Annotated in this window: 14 protein-coding genes; 5 read left to right on the top strand and 9 right to left on the bottom strand. The window is 69.1% G+C overall.

All coding sequences use genetic code 11. The annotated features are described in order from the left end of the window. Nucleotides 1–14: 14 nt before the first annotated feature. From ACZZZF_RS11155 to ACZZZF_RS11130, 6 genes are all read right to left on the bottom strand, one after another. Nucleotides 15–974, bottom strand: coding sequence for a sugar kinase (locus tag ACZZZF_RS11155; RefSeq protein WP_463498352.1), 960 nt, complete (start codon nt 972–974; stop codon nt 15–17). Beyond that, nucleotides 971–1,624 (bottom strand): bifunctional 4-hydroxy-2-oxoglutarate aldolase/2-dehydro-3-deoxy-phosphogluconate aldolase, encoded by a 654-nt coding sequence (locus ACZZZF_RS11150; protein ID WP_372984470.1) that lies wholly within the window; start codon nt 1,622–1,624, stop codon nt 971–973. The genes ACZZZF_RS11155 and ACZZZF_RS11150 overlap by 4 nt, the downstream gene beginning before the upstream one ends. Then, nucleotides 1,614–2,840, bottom strand: a complete 1,227-nt coding sequence (gene manD, locus ACZZZF_RS11145; RefSeq protein ID WP_053098284.1) for a D-mannonate dehydratase ManD — start codon at nt 2,838–2,840, stop codon at nt 1,614–1,616. The genes ACZZZF_RS11150 and manD overlap by 11 nt, the downstream gene beginning before the upstream one ends. 84 nt (nt 2,841–2,924) lie before the next feature. Continuing rightward, nucleotides 2,925–4,316: an MFS transporter gene (locus tag ACZZZF_RS11140; protein ID WP_053098285.1), complete on the bottom strand. Its 1,392-nt coding sequence runs from the start codon at nt 4,314–4,316 to the stop codon at nt 2,925–2,927. Between the two features lie 59 nt (nt 4,317–4,375). After that, nucleotides 4,376–5,380, bottom strand: a complete 1,005-nt coding sequence (locus ACZZZF_RS11135) for an L-idonate 5-dehydrogenase (protein WP_463498351.1) — start codon at nt 5,378–5,380, stop codon at nt 4,376–4,378. Continuing rightward, the gene (locus ACZZZF_RS11130; RefSeq protein ID WP_463498349.1) at nt 5,377–6,909 is read right to left on the bottom strand and encodes a mannitol dehydrogenase family protein; all 1,533 of its coding nucleotides are present in this window, start codon (nt 6,907–6,909) and stop codon (nt 5,377–5,379) included. The genes ACZZZF_RS11135 and ACZZZF_RS11130 overlap by 4 nt, the downstream gene beginning before the upstream one ends. A gap of 152 nt (nt 6,910–7,061) precedes the next feature. Between ACZZZF_RS11130 and ACZZZF_RS11125 the strand changes: the two genes are divergently transcribed. Beyond that, a complete protein-coding gene (locus ACZZZF_RS11125) occupies nt 7,062–8,033 on the top strand; it encodes a LacI family DNA-binding transcriptional regulator (RefSeq protein ID WP_053098288.1) in 972 nt (323 codons plus the stop codon). Nucleotides 8,034–8,088: 55 nt separating this feature from the next. Here the strand turns inward: ACZZZF_RS11125 and ACZZZF_RS11120 are convergent, their stop codons facing one another. Both ACZZZF_RS11120 and ACZZZF_RS11115 read right to left on the bottom strand, forming a co-directional pair. Further along, the gene (locus ACZZZF_RS11120) at nt 8,089–8,715 is read right to left on the bottom strand and encodes a response regulator transcription factor (RefSeq protein WP_463498348.1); all 627 of its coding nucleotides are present in this window, start codon (nt 8,713–8,715) and stop codon (nt 8,089–8,091) included. 61 nt (nt 8,716–8,776) lie between these two features. Beyond that, entirely contained in the window at nt 8,777–9,895 is a 1,119-nt protein-coding gene (locus ACZZZF_RS11115; protein ID WP_463498346.1) for a sensor histidine kinase, read from the bottom strand. 163 nt (nt 9,896–10,058) lie between these two features. Here ACZZZF_RS11115 and ACZZZF_RS11110 point away from each other — a divergent pair, with 163 nt between their 5' ends. From ACZZZF_RS11110 to ACZZZF_RS11095, 4 genes are all read left to right on the top strand, one after another. Next, nucleotides 10,059–11,129, top strand: a complete 1,071-nt coding sequence (locus ACZZZF_RS11110) for an FtsX-like permease family protein (RefSeq protein ID WP_463498344.1) — start codon at nt 10,059–10,061, stop codon at nt 11,127–11,129. Further along, complete coding sequence (locus ACZZZF_RS11105) at nt 11,126–11,806, top strand: ABC transporter ATP-binding protein (RefSeq protein ID WP_394195066.1); 681 nt, start codon at nt 11,126–11,128, stop codon at nt 11,804–11,806. The genes ACZZZF_RS11110 and ACZZZF_RS11105 overlap by 4 nt, the downstream gene beginning before the upstream one ends. Nucleotides 11,807–11,872: 66 nt before the next feature. Further along, nucleotides 11,873–12,757: a formate dehydrogenase accessory sulfurtransferase FdhD gene (gene fdhD / locus ACZZZF_RS11100; RefSeq protein ID WP_056275793.1), complete on the top strand. Its 885-nt coding sequence runs from the start codon at nt 11,873–11,875 to the stop codon at nt 12,755–12,757. Continuing rightward, nucleotides 12,747–15,092 (top strand): FdhF/YdeP family oxidoreductase, encoded by a 2,346-nt coding sequence (locus ACZZZF_RS11095; RefSeq protein ID WP_463498342.1) that lies wholly within the window; start codon nt 12,747–12,749, stop codon nt 15,090–15,092. Before fdhD ends, ACZZZF_RS11095 begins: the two co-directional genes overlap by 11 nt. 15 nt (nt 15,093–15,107) lie before the next feature. Here ACZZZF_RS11095 and ACZZZF_RS11090 read toward each other — a convergent pair whose 3' ends face one another. After that, complete coding sequence (locus ACZZZF_RS11090) at nt 15,108–15,557, bottom strand: MarR family winged helix-turn-helix transcriptional regulator (protein ID WP_285363587.1); 450 nt, start codon at nt 15,555–15,557, stop codon at nt 15,108–15,110. Nucleotides 15,558–15,658: the final 101 nt, after the last annotated feature.

Below are 15,658 nucleotides of genomic sequence, written 5' to 3'. Positions count from 1 at the left end.
GCGTCAACGCCGATTCAGCGGCGCACCGGGTCGGAGCCGGCGTCGAGGAAGCGCTCGAGGTCGCGCAGAGTCGGTGCCGCCTCCCAGTCGCCGGGAACGAGGCAGGCCATGGCGCCGCAGGCATTCGCCCGGAGCAGGACCGCATCGACCGCCTGGCCGTCGAGCAGGGCGCTCAGATACCCGGCCACGAACGCATCGCCCGCACCGACCGTGTCGACCGGCTCGATCGTGAACCCGGGCGAGTCGACCACCGATCCGGCGGTGAGGACCGAGGCGCCGTCAGGTCCCTGCTTGAGCACGGTCGTCGCGCATCCGGCCTCCCGCAGGCGTTCCGCGGCATCCGCTGCCGAGGTGCCGGGATACAGGATGGCGAACTCCTCGTCGCCGCCGAAGACGATGTCGGCACGTTCCGCGAGTTCGCGCAGCACGGACCCGGCGACATCGGGCGACGCCAGCGCCGACCGGTAGTTGATGTCGAAGCTCACGATCGTTTCGGCTGCCCGGGCACGATCGATGGCTGAGTGGACGGCGGACCGGGCCGTCTCGGACAGCAGCGGAGTGATCCCGGTGATGTGCAGCAGCGACGCGTCCTCGACCCACCCGTCGGGCAGGTCCTCCGGTCGCAGCCGCGATCCGGCTGACGCCGCACGGTAGTAGTGCACCGCGGTGGATGCCGCAGACGGGCGCTCCTTCACCATGAGGCCGGTCGCGGCATCCGGGTCGACGATCGCGCGCACGTCGACGCCGTCACCGCGGATCTCTCGGACGATGCGCTCGCCGAGGGAGTCGTCGCCGACGCGGCCCAGCCACGAGGTCGTGACTCCGAGTCGCGCGAGTCCGATCGCGACGTTGCTCTCAGCACCGCCGATGCCGAACGCCAACGAGTTCGCGTGACGCAGCGAGCCGATCTCGGTCGTGCGCACGAGCGCCATCGTCTCTCCGAGCGTGACGACGGACGGCGACGAGGTGGTCACTCGGCGCTCCGCGCGCAGACGTCGACGAATGACGCGGCGCGCTCCCGCAGGGCATGCAGGTCACCGCCGGCGAACGCGTCGCCGAGCAGCGGCCCGCCGACGCTCACCGCGACCGCACCGGCACGCAGCCACGCCTCGGCCCCGGCGAGGTCGACTCCACCCGAGGGCACGGCGACGAGGTCGGGGAAGGGGCCGCGCAGATCCTTCAGGTACGCGGGTCCGACCTGCCCCGCGGGGAACACCTTCACCGCGGATGCTCCGGCAGACCACGAGGCGAACAGCTCGGTCGGCGTGAGTCCGCCCGGGACGATCGGCACACCGGCATCCGTCGCCTGTGTGACGAGGTCGCGCGAGGTGATCGGGGTCACGATGTAGGCCGCCCCCACCTCGATCGCCCGTGCCAGGTCCACGGCGTTCGTGACGGTGCCGATGCCGAGGTCGATCGCGTCGCCGAACCGCGCGAGCAGGTGCGGGAAGTGCTCGAACGTGCCCGGTGTGGTCAGCGTCAGCTCGACGCTGCGGATGCCGGCATCGACGAGCACGTCGAGCACGGCGTCGTAGTCCTCCGCCCGCTTCGCGCGGGCGACGACGATCAGGCGCGAGTCGACCGTGCGCGGGGGCAGGGCGACCCGTCGCACCTCACCAGTCATGGACGGTCCCGTCGAGCAGACGGTTCACCGGCAGGTACGCCTTGGTGTACTCGTGGCCCGCCGCGGCATCCTCGTCGAGGTCCACACCGAGACCGGGCTGGTCGCCGGGGTGCAGGAAGCCCTTGTCGAACGTGAACGAGGTCTGGAACACCTCGAGCGTCTGCTCGTTGTGCGGCATGTACTCCTGGATGCCGAAGTTGTGGATCGCCAGGTCGAGATGCAGTGCCGCGGCCATGCCGACCGGCGAGATGTCGGTCGGCCCGTGGATGCCGGACTTGATGCCGTAGATCGCGGCGAAGTCGAGCAGCTTCTTCATGGCCGTGATGCCACCGGTGTGGGTCACCGCCGAGCGCACGTAGTCGATCAGGCGCTCGGTGATGAGTGTCTGATAGTCGAAGACCGAGTTGAAGACCTCGCCGATCGCGAGCGGCGTGGTCGAGTGCTGACGCACGAGCCGCAGGGCGGTCTGATCTTCGCCGGGGGTGCAGTCCTCGAGCCAGAACAGGTCGTAGGGCTCGATGTCCTTCGCGAAGCGCGCGGCCTCGATCGGCGACATGCGGTGGTGTCCGTCGTGCAGGATGCGGAGGTCGGTGCCGAAGTCCTCCCGGATCTGCGAGAAGATCCCCGGCATGTGGTTGAGGTAGTTGCGGGTGTCCCAGGTCTCTTCGCTGGGGCGGTCGCCCGAGCGCTTGGCGGGCTCGTAGTCGTAGCGCACGCCGGGGCCTGCGGCAGAGACGCCGTAGATCTGCCCGAGGCCGGGAACACCGGTCTGCACGCGGACGGCGGTGAACCCGAGCTCCTCGTATCCGGTGATCGCGTTCTTCAGGGCGGCGTAGTCGGTGCCCGAGGCGTGCGCGTAGACGCGGACGCCCTCGCGGCTGGCGCCGCCGAGAAGCTGGTACAACGGCATCCCGGCCTTCTTCGCCTTGATGTCCCACAGCGCCATGTCGACCGCCGCGATGGCCGCCATTGTGACGGGTCCGCGACGCCAGTACGGGCCGCGGTAGAGGTACTGCCAGGTGTCTTCGATCCTGTCCTCATCGCGACCGATCAGCATCGAGGCGACGTGGTCGGACAGGTACGAGGCGACGGCGAGCTCGCGGCCGTTCAGAGTGGCGTCGCCCAGGCCGACGATGCCGTCGGAGGTCGTGATCTTGAGCGTGACGAAGTTGCGTCCGGGGCTGGTGATGTTGACGTCGACGATCTCGATGGTCATGTCGTTCTCTCCTGGAGGTGCGGAATGAGGTGTGGGGTGCGGGCGTTCGGGCGCCCGCACCCCTGGTCGTGAAGAGCGGTCCGATCAGATCGCGTCGCGCGGATCGGTGAGGTCGCGACCGGCGACCTCCGGCATCCAGATCGAGGCGATGAGCGCGCACAGCGTGAAGATGAACAGCATGATGATGATCGGGATGAACGAGCCGGTGACGGCCGACACCCACGCGGCGGCGATGACGGGGCCCGCACCGGTCGCGACGATGGCGGCGATCTCGCGTGCCATGGCCGTGAACGTGTAGCGGTTGCGGGATCCGAAGAGCTCGGGGAGCGTGAGGTTCTCGAGCGACGCGAAACTCATCACCGCGAGGTTGTGCAGCACCACGTAGCCGACGAAGACCTGCACGGTGTCCTTGCTGCTGATCATGAGCATGGTCGGGACGATGATGATGAGCGCGATGATCGCCCACACCATGTACATGCGCTTGCGGCCGAAGCGATCGCCGAGCCAGCCCGACAGGGGCACCGTGATGAAGGCGACGAGCGACGAGACGATCACGGCGTTGACGCCGATCGAGCGGTCGAGCAGCAGCACGACGGTGATGTAGCTGATCAGGTAGGTCTGGATCATGCCCGAGTTGCCGGCCTGGCCGAAGCGCAGCAGGAGCGCGATCGAGAACGCCTTCCAGGGCTTGCGGTTCATCGCCTCGAGCGTGCGGATGTCGTTGGTCTCGGTGGCGAGCTTCACGACCTCTTCACGCGAGAGCGCCTTGCCGTCGACGACGTCGTCGCGCTCTTCGAAGACCGGGGTCTCCTTGAGGTTGAAGCGCACCCAGATCGCGAAGAGCATGATGACGGCGCTGGCGATGAACGGGATGCGCCACGCCCAGGCGATGACCTCGTCTTCGCTGTACGCGACGAGCAGGATCGCCCAGATGCCCGAGGCGAGCAGGGTTCCGCAGTTCGTGCCCAGTGCGACGAGCGAGGCGATGATGCCTCGGCGCTTGGCGGGGGCGTACTCGGCGAGCATGACGCCCGCACCCGAGATCTCGGCTCCGGCTCCGAAGCCCTGCGCGATGCGGAGCAGCACGAGGAGGATCGGGGCGAGGACGCCCACCTGCGAGTAGGTCGGAAGGAATCCGATGAGGGTGGTCGCGAGACCCATGAGGAGGATCGTGTAGAAGAGGACCTTCGTGCGACCGGTCTTGTCGCCGAGGCGGGCGAAGAAGAATGCGCCGACCGGGCGGGCGACGTAGCCGACGCCGTAGGTGGCCATCGCGGCGACCACGGCCACGGCGGGGTTCTCGGACGAGAAGAACAGATCGGCGAAGACCAGGGCGGCTGCCAGCGAGTAGAGCTGGTAGTCCATGAACTCGAGGGCCGTGCCGAGCCATCCGGAGATGGCGGCGCGCACGAGGTCGCGCACCGACCTCTTCGCGGCAGGATCGGCGACCGTGGCGGTCGTCTGCGGTTCGGACATGGGAGGTACTCCTTCGGACCAGGATCGGGTGGGGTGCGCGGGGAGCGCGGAGGGTGTTGCTAGAGGGCCAGCAGGACCTTCGCCGAGGCGGACGAGTCGCGAGCGAGTTCGAAGGCCTGGACGGCGTCGGATGCCGGGAGGACGTGCGAGATGACGGAGTCGAGGGCGTCGGACTCGGCCAGCAGCGCGACCGCGTCGTCGATCTCGGTCGAGAAGCGGAAGGCGCCGCGGATGGTGAGCTCCTTGGCGAGCATCGGCGCGAGGTTCACTCCGATGTCGGCGTTCGGCAGCATCCCGACCTGCACGATGGTGCCGACGCGGCGGGCGGCGCGCACCGCCTGGGTGAGGGCCACTCCGACGCCGGAGCATTCGAACACGATGTCGTAGGACTCGTTCTCGATGATGTCGCGACCGACGAGCGAGACCTCGGTCGCGCCGAGAGACGTCGCGCGGTCGAGAGGCTCTTCACGCACGTCGCTCGCGCCGACCACCGCGGCACCCGCGTGAAGTGCCGCAGCGACGACGAGGAGTCCGATGGGTCCCGCGCCGATCACCAGCACCCGCTTGCCGGTGATGTCTCCGGCGAGGCTCACGGCGTGGATCGCCACGGCCAGCGGCTCGGCGAGGGCTGCGCGCTCGAGCGGAAGGGATGCGGGGAGCACGCGCAGCATGTGGTCTTCGACGATCAGCAGCTCGGATGCCCCGCCCTGGCGGTGGGGGTTCGCGGCGGCGCTGCCGAAGTAGTCGCCGCCGGGACGCAGATGCGGGTGGCCTTCGAGCCCGGGGACCTCGGCGCCGTAGCGCGCGGGGTGCACGGTGACGGGGGTGCCGGGTTCCAGGCGGCCGGACGGGTCCAGGTCGACGACACCCGACAGCTCATGGCCGGGGGTGAGCGGCTCGCGGATCGTGTACTCGCCGTTCGCTCCGTGGAAGTAGTAGTGCAGGTCGGAGCCGCAGATGCCGACGAAGTTCACGCGGAGGCGGACCTCGCCGTCGCCGGGGGTCGGGACCTCGCGGTCCTCCCAGCGGATGTCTTCCTTGCCGTGGATGGCGAGAGCCTTCATGGCTGCAACTCCTCTGCGCGGGTGAGTGATGGTGTGGTGGTCTGGGATGCCGAGACGGCATCGGCGATCGCGGCGTCGACGCCGCGCCGCTGGATCGTGTCGACGAGCTCGCCGACGCGCGCGATGAACGCATCCTGTGATCCGAGTCCATCACCGAACAGGTGAAGCTCGCCGATCACGCGCTGTGCCAGCTCACGACCCGTGCGGGCGCTCGCCGCATAGTCGGCGAGACGCTCTCGGGCGCCGTCGGTCATCGCGGCGGCGTGCAGGCCCGGGTCGAATCCGGGCAGCGGGGCGATGCACGACAGGTATCCGGCGACCGTGAGGGCGATCAGGTGGGGCATCTCGCCGAGCCGCAGCGCCCGCAGGGCGGGCTCCGGGATGCGCTGGCGCAGCTTCACGGAGCCGTCCGTACCGACCTGGCTGGTGCGGTGACCCAGGGCGCTGTTGGCCCAGCGCTCGAACAGCTCGCTCTCGTAGGCGCGAATGTCGACGCCGGACGGAACCTCGATCGAGGGCTCGTACTCGTCACGCAGCACGGCGCGCGCCGCGCTCTCGATGCCGTCGAGCCCGATGGCCTCGGGGATCGTCCCCACTCCGCTGAGCGCGCCGAGGTAGGCGATCAGCGAGTGCGTGCCGTTGAGCAGTCGCACCTTCATCTGCTCGTAGCGTCCGACCTCGTCGGTGAACACGGCACCGCCGGCCTCCCAGGCGGGGCGTCCGCCGGCGAAGCGGTCTTCGATCGCCCACATCGTGAACGGCTCGGCGGGCACCGGGATGTCGTCACGGGCGCCGAGCAGGGTGTCGACGCGGGTGCGCAGCTCGGAGGTGGTCGCGGGCACGATGCGATCGACCATGCTCGAGGGGAACGACACGGCGCGGTCGAGGAAGGCGAGGGTGTCGGCGCCTTCGGATCCGGGCAGCTCGTGCAGGAACTCTCGGACGAGCTTCTCGGTGTGGGCGCCGTTGGCCGAGAGGTTGTCGCAGCTGAGGATCGAGATCGGCGCTCCACCGGCTGCGGCACGGGCCTGCAGGCCACGGGCGAGCTGGCCGATGGTCGAGCGGGCGGCGCCGCCCCGGAGGTCGGAGCGCACGGTGTCGTCGTCGAGGTCGAGATGCTGCGTGGCGGGGGAGTAGCTGTAGCCGTTCTCGGTGACGGTGAGGGTCACGATGCGGATGCCGGGGTCGGCGATCTGTGCGACGACGCGCTCGGGCTGCTCGGCGCCGACGAAGGCGTCGGCGTGCACACCGGGGATGGTGAGTGACGTGGTGCCCGGGGCGATGGTCGCGACCGTGTAGAGCATGTCCTGGGCGTGCATCGCGTCGACGATGGTGCGCGAACGCGAGGCGACACCGACGATGCCCCAGTCGCCGCCCGCGGACTGCAGCGCGGCTGCCGTATAGACGGCCTGGTGTGCCCGGTGGAAGCTGCCGAGGCCGAGGTGCAGGATGCCGGGGGCCGTCGGAGCGACCAGCGGGGATGCGGTGGCAGAGGTCGTGCGGCGCAGGGCCGGTGCTGGGATGCTCACGCGGTGGCTCCTTCGCTCGGGGCCGCGCACCGCTGAGGGTGATCGGCGTTGATCGTCATGCAAATCAGTGTGCAGTGTTTGTACAAACATGTCAAGCAGTTTTACATCGAGGTGGAGGATCGTAGGATTGCCTGCGAGGGCGGGAGAACGACATGGCAGCGACGCTGACGGATGTGGCACGACGCGCAGGCGTGTCCATCGCGACCGCATCGCGTGCTTTCGGGGAGCCCGATCGCCTCGCCCCGAACACCCTCGGCCGCGTGCTCGAAGCGGCGGGGGAGCTCGGTTACGCGGCGTCGCAGTCGGCCACCGCCACGCGCACCTTCGGGGTCGTCGTGCCCGACGTCGCGAACCCCGTCTACGCCACTCTGCTCAAGGCGATCCAGGGGCAGGCATGGCACGGACGCCATCGCATCGTGCTCTTCGACGCCGACGAGGACCTGCGCCGCGAACGCGAGCAGATCGAGCAGGCCCGAAAGCTCGACGGCATGCTGCTGTGCTCACCCCGTCTGCCCGACGCTGACGTGCTCGACCTCGTCGGAGACACCCCCTACGTCGTGGTCAACCGGCAGATCGACGGCGCACCGTGCGTGCTCATGGACACCGAGCACGGACCTGCGCAGGCGATCGAGCACCTCGCCGCCCTCGGACACACGCACATCGCCTACGCCGCCGGTCCGCGCGGATCATGGGCCGATGTGCGCCGCGCCGACACCGTCGCGCGAGCGTGCGAGCGCCACGGCATCCGTCTCACCGGGCTCAGCCACCATGCCGCGTCCATTCAGGGCGGACGGGCCGCAGCCGCACCGGCGGCGGCGAGTGGCGCCACGGCCGTCATCGCCTACAACGACCTCGTCGCCCTGGGACTCGAGGCCGGATTGCTCGAGCTGGGCAAGCGGTGCCCCGCCGACATCAGCATCGTCGGCATCGATGACATCGACCTCGCGGGTGCGGTCACCCCGGCGCTCACGACGGTGCGGATGCCGATCGAACGCAGTGGCGCGCTCGCCGTCGACCTGCTTCTGCAGGCGATGAACGGCACCGCGATCGACGACGTCGTGACCCTCGGGTCGCAGCTGATCGTGCGCGCCTCGACCGCTCCGCCGCTTGACGACTCCCGCTGAGTCGCCCACCGTCGCACCGTGTCCGACAGGTGAGTACCGCGGAGTGCGGCCCGTGTCAGCGGAGGATCCCCTTCCGGCGCGCCTCCGAGACCGCGGCGGTGCGTGAGGTGACATCGAGCTTCGAGAAGATGTGCGCGAGATGCGATTTCACGGTCGTCTCGCTGACGAAGAGCTGTTCTGCCACCTCGCTGTTCGAACGCCCTGCGGCGACGCGCTCGAGCACCTCGATCTCGCGGCTGCTGAGGCTGACGCGCGGCGCGCGCATCCGGTCGAGCAATCGCGAGGCGATCACGGGCGCGAGAGCACTCTCTCCGGCGGCCGCCGCGCGCACGGCGGCGGTCAGCTCGTGCGGCGGGGCGTCTTTCAGCAGATAGCCGCTCGCACCGGCCTCGACGGCGCCGAGGATGTCGGCATCCGAGTCGTAGTTCGTGAGCACGAGCACGTAGGGCGGCGCTTCGAGCGCCCGGATGCGTCGCGTCGCATCCACACCCGTGGTCGCCGTCTGAGAGCCGAACTGGAGGTCCATCAACACCACGTCGGGGTTCTCGCGCTCCGCGCAGGCGACCGCTTCATCAGGCGTGGCCGCCTCCGCGACCACCTCGAGATCCGGTTCCAGGCTGAACAGGGCATGGAGACCGGCACGGACGATGGGGTGGTCGTCGGCGATCACGAGGCGGATCATACGAACTCCGTGAGGGGGAGGTCGACGGTGAGCGTCGTTCCCCGCCCGGATGCCGTGCCGATCACGAGTCTTCCCCGAGCTGCTCCACTCGCTCGGCGGTGGCGCGCAGACCGAAGGAATCGGACTTCTCAGCGGTCCCCGGCGCAGGGAGCTCCGCGTCGAATCCGTCTCCGTCATCTTCGACCGTGAAGCGCAGGTGGTCGTTCTGGATGCCGATGGTGACCGTCGCCGTCGTCGCGTGAGCGTGCTGGATGACGTTGGCGATGGCTCCCTGCGTGATGCGCAGCAGCGCCGTCTGCAGGTGCATGGGCAGCACGACAGCGTCGGACACCCGCACCTGGACGTCGAGTCCCTGCGTCGCCCACTGCGTTCGCGCCAGTCGGCGCAGCGCCCCGCCGAGGGTCTGGTCGTCGAGCTGGGGTGGGGTCAGCTCACGGATGAATCGCCGAGCCTCGACGAGGTTCGCGGCGGCCGTCTCGCGCGCGAGCCGGATGTGCTCGATGCCCGGTCGGGTGTCATCGGCGCGTTCCGCGGCGTGCAGCAGCATCTGGATGCTGGAGAGTCCCTGCGCGAGTGTGTCGTGGATCTCGCGGGCGAGCCGGGCGCGCTCCGCGAGGACCCCCGACTCGTGTTCGCGCGCGGCGAGCTGTCCGCGGGCCGCCAGCAGTTCGCTGACCAGCGCCTCACGCTGCTGGGCCTCTCTCGCGAGGGCCTGGTAGCCGAGGCCGATCAGGAGGGCGACGCCGGTGCCGACGAACGGGCCGACCACGCCGCCGACGCTCCACCCGCCGTGGATGCCGAGGGCGCAGACGGCGACGATCGTCGCGGCCAGTATCGCCGCCGATCCCGCCCAGCGCCCCAGAAGGTGCAGGAACAGGAAGAACAGGGGGAACACGAGGTAGGCGGCGTCGGCGCTCACCCACAGCAGGCCCAACCACTCCGCCGAGAGCAGGGCGAGCCAGATCAGTGACGTCAGCCGTCGTCCGCGGGAGAGACGAGCGAGCAGCGCACCCGACGCATACGTTGCGCCGACGATCAGCGCCAGGACGATCGCGGACGCGCTCGACTCCGACGGGTCGAGCACGGCCCGCGCGATGACGACCCCCGTCAGGGCGAAGAAGAGGACGTGGAGACCGGTCCGCAGACCCACGAACACCGGGGTCAGAGCGGTATGCGCCATGGCTCGAACTCTACGCCGACGAGCGCACCGCGGCATCGTCCGAAAGGACGATCGAGGCGTCCTCACTCCGGGCGCGAAAGGCTCGTCGAGCGGCTGATGACGTCGAATGGGCCGACGGCGAAAGTGGAATGGTCACCGCACCGGAGACAGGAAAGGCACCACAATGTTCGTCGCGTTACGCGATCTCCGCTTCGCCAAGGGGCGATTCATCCTCATCGGCTCCGTCGTCGCCCTCATCACCCTGCTCGTCGGGTTCCTCAGCGGACTGACGGGGGGCCTCGCCATCCAGAACGTCTCGGGCGTGCTCGCGCTCCCCGCAGACCGCATCGTGTTCTCCGCACCCTCGGGCGGCGACGGTGCGGCCAGTTTCGCGGACTCCGCCATCACCGAGCAGCAGGCGAACGACTGGGCGCAGACGGCAGGGGTGACCGACGCGCGCCCTCTCGGCATCAGTCAGACCCGCGCCGAGACGGACGACACCCGGGCCGCGATCGCGGTGTTCGGTGTCGAGCCCGGCTTCGACGCTGCCGCCCCCTCCGAGAACGGACGGCTGCGCCTGTCGGTGCCCGCGGCGGACGCGCTCGCCGCGAAGGTCGGCGAGCAGATCGAGATCGCGGGCGTCTCCTACGACATCGAGTCGATCGAGGGAGATGCCTGGTACAGCCACACGCCGGTCGTGCAGATGACCCTGCAGGATTGGCAGGCGTACTCGGCATCCACCGGAAACCCCGACGCCTACGCCACGGTCCTCGCTGTCACGGCAGCCCCCGACTGGGATGCCGCGGATGCGGCGAACGACACGATCTCCGAGACGACGCTCGGATCGCTGACGGCACTCAGCGCCTTCCGCTCCGAGATCGGATCGCTCCTGCTCATGGTCGGCATGCTGTTCGGCATCTCGGGACTCGTCATCGGGGCGTTCTTCACTGTCTGGACGATGCAGCGCAAGGGCGATGTCGCCGTCCTCAAAGCGCTCGGCGCGAGCACGCGCTCCCTGATCCGAGACGCGTTGGGGCAGGCGCTGATCGTCCTGCTGGCGGGCATCGGCATCGGGCTGAGCCTGGTCACCGCGCTCGGCCTGCTCGCGGGCACCGCCCTCCCGTTCCTGCTGAGTCCTGTCACGACCATCCTTCCGGGCGGCATCATGATCGCCCTCGGCCTCGCAGGCGCCGCCTTCGCCCTGCGCTCCGTCACCTCCGCCGACCCTCTCACCGCCCTCGGGAGCAACCGATGATCCGCCTGAACGACATCACTCTGACCTTCCCCGACGGTGACTCGCGGGTGACCGCCGTGGACGGTGTCTCACTCACGGCTCACCCCGGAACCGTCACCGGCATCACGGGGCCCAGCGGCTCGGGAAAGTCCAGTCTGCTCGCCGTCGCCGGCACCCTCCTGCGTCCGGACTCCGGCGAGATCCTCATCGACGGGAACGACGTCACGGCCCTCAGTCCGGCCGAGGCGACGCGTCTGCGGCGGGACCGGATCGGGATCGTCTTCCAGCAGCCCAACCTCATCCCCTCTCTGACGGCCCGAGAGCAGCTGAGCGTCATGAACGAGCTCGGTGCGCCGCGCAGCCGCCGCCGCGATCGCGCCGCCGCGGCATCCCGTGCGGATGACCTGCTCGCCGCGGTCGGCCTCGCCGAGCATGGTCACAAGAGGCCGCACCAGCTCTCCGGCGGACAGCGTCAGCGAGTCAACATCGCGCGAGCGCTCATGAACGATCCGAGCGTGCTCCTGGTCGACGAGCCCACCAGCGCTCTCGACCAGGAGCGCGGAGCGAAGATCATCGACCTCATCCTCCGACTCACCGATGAGCGCAACACCTCGACGCTGCTCGTCACCCATGACCTCGTGCATCTCCCTCGCATGCACGGGGTGCTGCACCTCGTCGACGGCCGCGTCACGCGGTAGGCGGACCCGGCGACCGGGTGAGATGGGTATGAGGCGATCCCGTGACCGCGGAGTACGCTCGCTCGTGTGGGGCGGATCACGACGCGGAGACCGATACTGAAGCTCACTCTCGGGGAGGGAGCCACTCGGCGTGCCGACACGCTCGCCGTCGAGGAGCCCCTGGAGATCCGGGTCGCAGGCTCACCGCTCGCCGTCACGATGCGCACTCCGGGGCATGACGTCGAGCTCGCGGCGGGGTTCCTCGTGTCCGAGGGGATCATCGCCCAGGCCGAAGACTTCCATTCGGCGATCCACTGCGGTGGCCCCGGCACCGGTGGACAGGAGAACACCTACAACGTGCTCGACATCAGCCTCGCTCACGGCGTCGCGCTTCCCGACCCCGAGGTCGCTCGGCGCTTCTACACGACCAGCTCCTGCGGGGTCTGCGGCAAGGCCAGCATCGACGCCGTCCGCACGGTGTCGCGGCATCCGGTGTCCGTCGACGATGTCCAGGTCGGGGCCGAGCAGATCGCGTCGTTCCCTGATCGGCTGCGCGCCGAGCAGGCGGCGTTCGACAAGACCGGTGGTCTGCACGCCGCCGCGCTGTTCGACGCCGACTCGGGTGAACTGCTCGTGCTGCGCGAAGACGTCGGGCGTCACAACGCCGTCGACAAGGTGGTGGGGTGGGCGCTGCTGAACGACCGGCTTCCCCTGCGTCGGCAGATCCTCCAGGTCTCGGGCAGGGCGAGCTTCGAACTGGTGCAGAAGGCCGCGATGGCCGGCATCCCCCTGCTCAGTGCCGTCTCGGCCCCCTCGTCTCTCGCCGCCGAGCTCGCCGAGGAGGCCGGGGTGACGCTCATCGGGTTCGTCCGAGGGCGTTCGATGAACATCTATTCGCACGCGCATCGGGTGCGCCTCGACGGGCTCGCACCGTCTGCGCACGCCGAAGAAGGGGCACGCCATGCTCGATAGCCAGGGACCCATCGGCACCGCGTTCGGGCTGATGCCCGCCGAGCCGCGTCAAGGCGGATACGGCCCTCGCACCGATCGACCGTGGTCGCGCAAGCCGTACCGGCATCCGGCCGCCGGGTGGGGAGCCGCCGTGTCGGTGGGGCGGGTGGTGCTGGATCAGCGAGAGCCCATCGCCGGACCGCTCGCGATGCTGCAGATGAACCACCCCGTGTCGGGCTACGACTGCCCCGGATGCGCGTGGCCGGACGACCCGGGCAATCTGAAGCTCGACATCTGCGAGAACGGCATCAAGCACGTCACGTGGGAGATGACGCGCAAGCGCGTCGACCGCCGGTTCTTCGCCGAGCATTCTGTCACCGAGCTCGCGACGTGGCCCGATTTCGACCTGGAGGACCAGGGTCGTCTCACCGAGCCGATGGTCTACGACGCCGCCACCGATCACTACGTGCCGATCTCGTGGGACGACGCCTTCGCGCTCGTCGGCGACGAGCTGCAGGCGCTCGACAGTCCCGACGAGGCCGCGTTCTACACCTCGGGGCGTCTGAGCAACGAGGCGACCTTCCTGTATCAGCTGATGGTGCGCGAGTACGGCACCAACAACCTGCCCGACTGCTCGAACATGTGCCACGAGGCCTCCGGACGCGCGCTCAAGGCGTCGATCGCGACCGGCAAGGGCACTGTCGACATGCACGACTGGGACGACTGCGACGCCCTCTTCGTGCTGGGCGTGAACGCGGCATCCAATGCTCCCCGCATGCTCACCGCGCTCTCGGATGCCGTGAAGCGCGGCGCGCAGGTCGTGCACGTCAACCCGCTCGTCGAGGCCGGGGCGACCCGGACGATCGTGCCGCACGACTTCGTCGACATGGCGCGCTTCGCGGCGACGGACACGAGCACCATGAACCTGCAGGTGCGCCCGGGGGGCGATCTGGCGCTGATCCGCGGCATGTCGAAGGTCGTCTTCGAAGCCGCCGCCACCGACCCGTCGGTGCTGGACAGCGAATTCCTCAGCACTCTGACGAACGGCATCGACGAGTACCGCGCACTGGTCGACGCCACGAGCTGGGCAGATCTCGTCGTTCAGTCCGGCCTCACGGAAGAGCAGATCCGCGCCGCCGCTGCGGTCTATCTGGCCTCGGAGCGCACGATCATCAGCTGGTGCCTCGGCGTGAGTCAGCACGAGCACGGCGTCGACACGGTGCGCGAGATCGTCAATCTGCTGCTCCTGCGCGGCAACATCGGCCGCAAGGGGGCGGGCCCGTCGCCGATCCGCGGACACAGCAACGTGCAGGGCAACCGCACGTGCGGCATCGATCACCGGCCGACGGAGGCGTGGCTCGACCGCCTCGCGGAGGTCTGTCGCATCGAGCCGCCGCGGCATCCGGGGCTCGACACCGTCCGCACGATCGAGGCGATGCATGACCGGCGCGTGAAGGTGTTCGTCGGCATGGGCGGCAACTTCGTGCTCGCTGCGCCCGACACCCCGTTCACCGCGCAGGGGCTCGAGAAGTGCCGCCTGACGGTGCAGGTGAGCACGAAGCTGAACCGCAGCCATCTCGTGCATGGCGAGAAGGCCCTGATCCTGCCGTGTCTCGGCCGCACCGAGCGTGACCAGCAGGCGCAGGGCCCGCAGGGCGTCACCGTCGAGGATGCGATGAGCATGGTGCACCTCTCGAGGGGACGCAAGCAGCCGGCATCCGCCTATCTGAGGTCGGAGCCGGCGATCATCGCCGGCATCGCGAAGGCGACCCTGCCGCACACGGCGACGCCCTGGGATTGGTACGTCGGCGACTACGACAACATCCGCGATGTGATGGCGAAGGTGCTGCCGGGGTTCGAGGGCTTCAACGACCTGATCCGCGACCGGCACGGGTTCCGCATTCCGCAGCCCGCCAGGGACCGCGTGTTCGAGACGCCGTCGGGCCGTGCCGAATTCTCCCTGGCTCCACTGCCGAACGTCATCCCCGAGTCCGCCGACACCCTCGTGCTGCAGACGGTGCGCTCGCACGACCAGTGGAACACCACGATCTACTCCAACGACGACCGGTACCGAGGCGTCAAGAACCTGCGCGAGCTCGTCTTCCTGCATGAGGACGACATGCGCGATCGCGGCCTCGTCGAGGGCGATCTGGTCGACATCGTGTCGACGTCGAAAGACGGTTCGACGCGGATGCTGAAGGCGTTCCGCGCGGTTCCGTACGACCTGCCGCGCGGCAGCGCCGCCGGGTACATGCCGGAGATGAACGTGCTGATCGGTCGCAAGGACTTCAGCGTCCAGAGCGACCAGCCGCTGATGAAGAGCATCCAGGTGTCGGTCTCCCGCGCGAGCGCGTGAGGGCGCTCGCCTGACTCAGGCCTCGGCGGTCACTGCCTGAAGCGCGTGCACGACGGGGGCCAGCTCGGGCTGCGTGACCGCCTCGCCGAGAGCACGCTCGAGGGTCTCGTCGTGGATCGGATGCGCGTTCTCGTAGAGCGCCAGGCCGGCAGGGGTGAGCTCGGTGTAGATGCCCCGACGGTCGTCGGCGCAGAGGATGCGGGTGAGCAGCCCGCGGTCTTCGAGCCGTGTCACGAGACGCGTCGTGGCGCTCGGGCTCAGCGCGGTCGCGCGGGCGAGCTGCTGCATGCGCATGTGCCAGCCGTCCTGTCTGCTGAGGGCGTCGAGCACCGTGTACTCGACGACGGACAGGCCGACGGATGCGCCCAGTGCCTTCTCGAGGTCGGCCTCGATGATCCCGTGCAGAGCGGCGAGCGTTCGCCAGCCGCGTGCCCGGATCTCGACAGCGTCGTCTGAGATGCCCACAGTGACCTCCGAAGTAGTTGCTTGCGCGGGATAGTTGCGTATGCAATGATTATCCCTCGTGACGCAATATCCCGCGTCTGCAACTACTTTAGCAGAGGACC

It is taken from the genome of Microbacterium sp. AC215 (genome assembly GCF_979258645.1).
The sequence above is the reverse complement of the archived record's forward strand: the minus strand, read 5'-3'. Positions and strand labels throughout refer to the sequence as shown.

Bases quoted from the DNA above. Each gene is read 5' to 3' on its own strand.
- ACZZZF_RS11150 (WP_372984470.1), bottom strand. From the start codon at position 1,624: ATGACTGGTGAGGTGCGACGGGTCGCCCTGCCCCCGCGCACGGTCGAC.
- manD (WP_053098284.1), bottom strand. From the start codon at position 2,840: ATGACCATCGAGATCGTCGACGTCAACATCACCAGCCCCGGACGCAAC.
- ACZZZF_RS11140 (WP_053098285.1), bottom strand. From the start codon at position 4,316: ATGTCCGAACCGCAGACGACCGCCACGGTCGCCGATCCTGCCGCGAAG.
- ACZZZF_RS11135 (WP_463498351.1), bottom strand. From the start codon at position 5,380: ATGAAGGCTCTCGCCATCCACGGCAAGGAAGACATCCGCTGGGAGGAC.
- ACZZZF_RS11125 (WP_053098288.1), top strand. From the start codon at position 7,062: ATGGCAGCGACGCTGACGGATGTGGCACGACGCGCAGGCGTGTCCATC.
- ACZZZF_RS11120 (WP_463498348.1), bottom strand. From the start codon at position 8,715: ATGATCCGCCTCGTGATCGCCGACGACCACCCCATCGTCCGTGCCGGT.
- ACZZZF_RS11115 (WP_463498346.1), bottom strand. From the start codon at position 9,895: ATGGCGCATACCGCTCTGACCCCGGTGTTCGTGGGTCTGCGGACCGGT.
- ACZZZF_RS11110 (WP_463498344.1), top strand. From the start codon at position 10,059: ATGTTCGTCGCGTTACGCGATCTCCGCTTCGCCAAGGGGCGATTCATC.
- ACZZZF_RS11105 (WP_394195066.1), top strand. From the start codon at position 11,126: ATGATCCGCCTGAACGACATCACTCTGACCTTCCCCGACGGTGACTCG.
- ACZZZF_RS11095 (WP_463498342.1), top strand. From the start codon at position 12,747: ATGCTCGATAGCCAGGGACCCATCGGCACCGCGTTCGGGCTGATGCCC.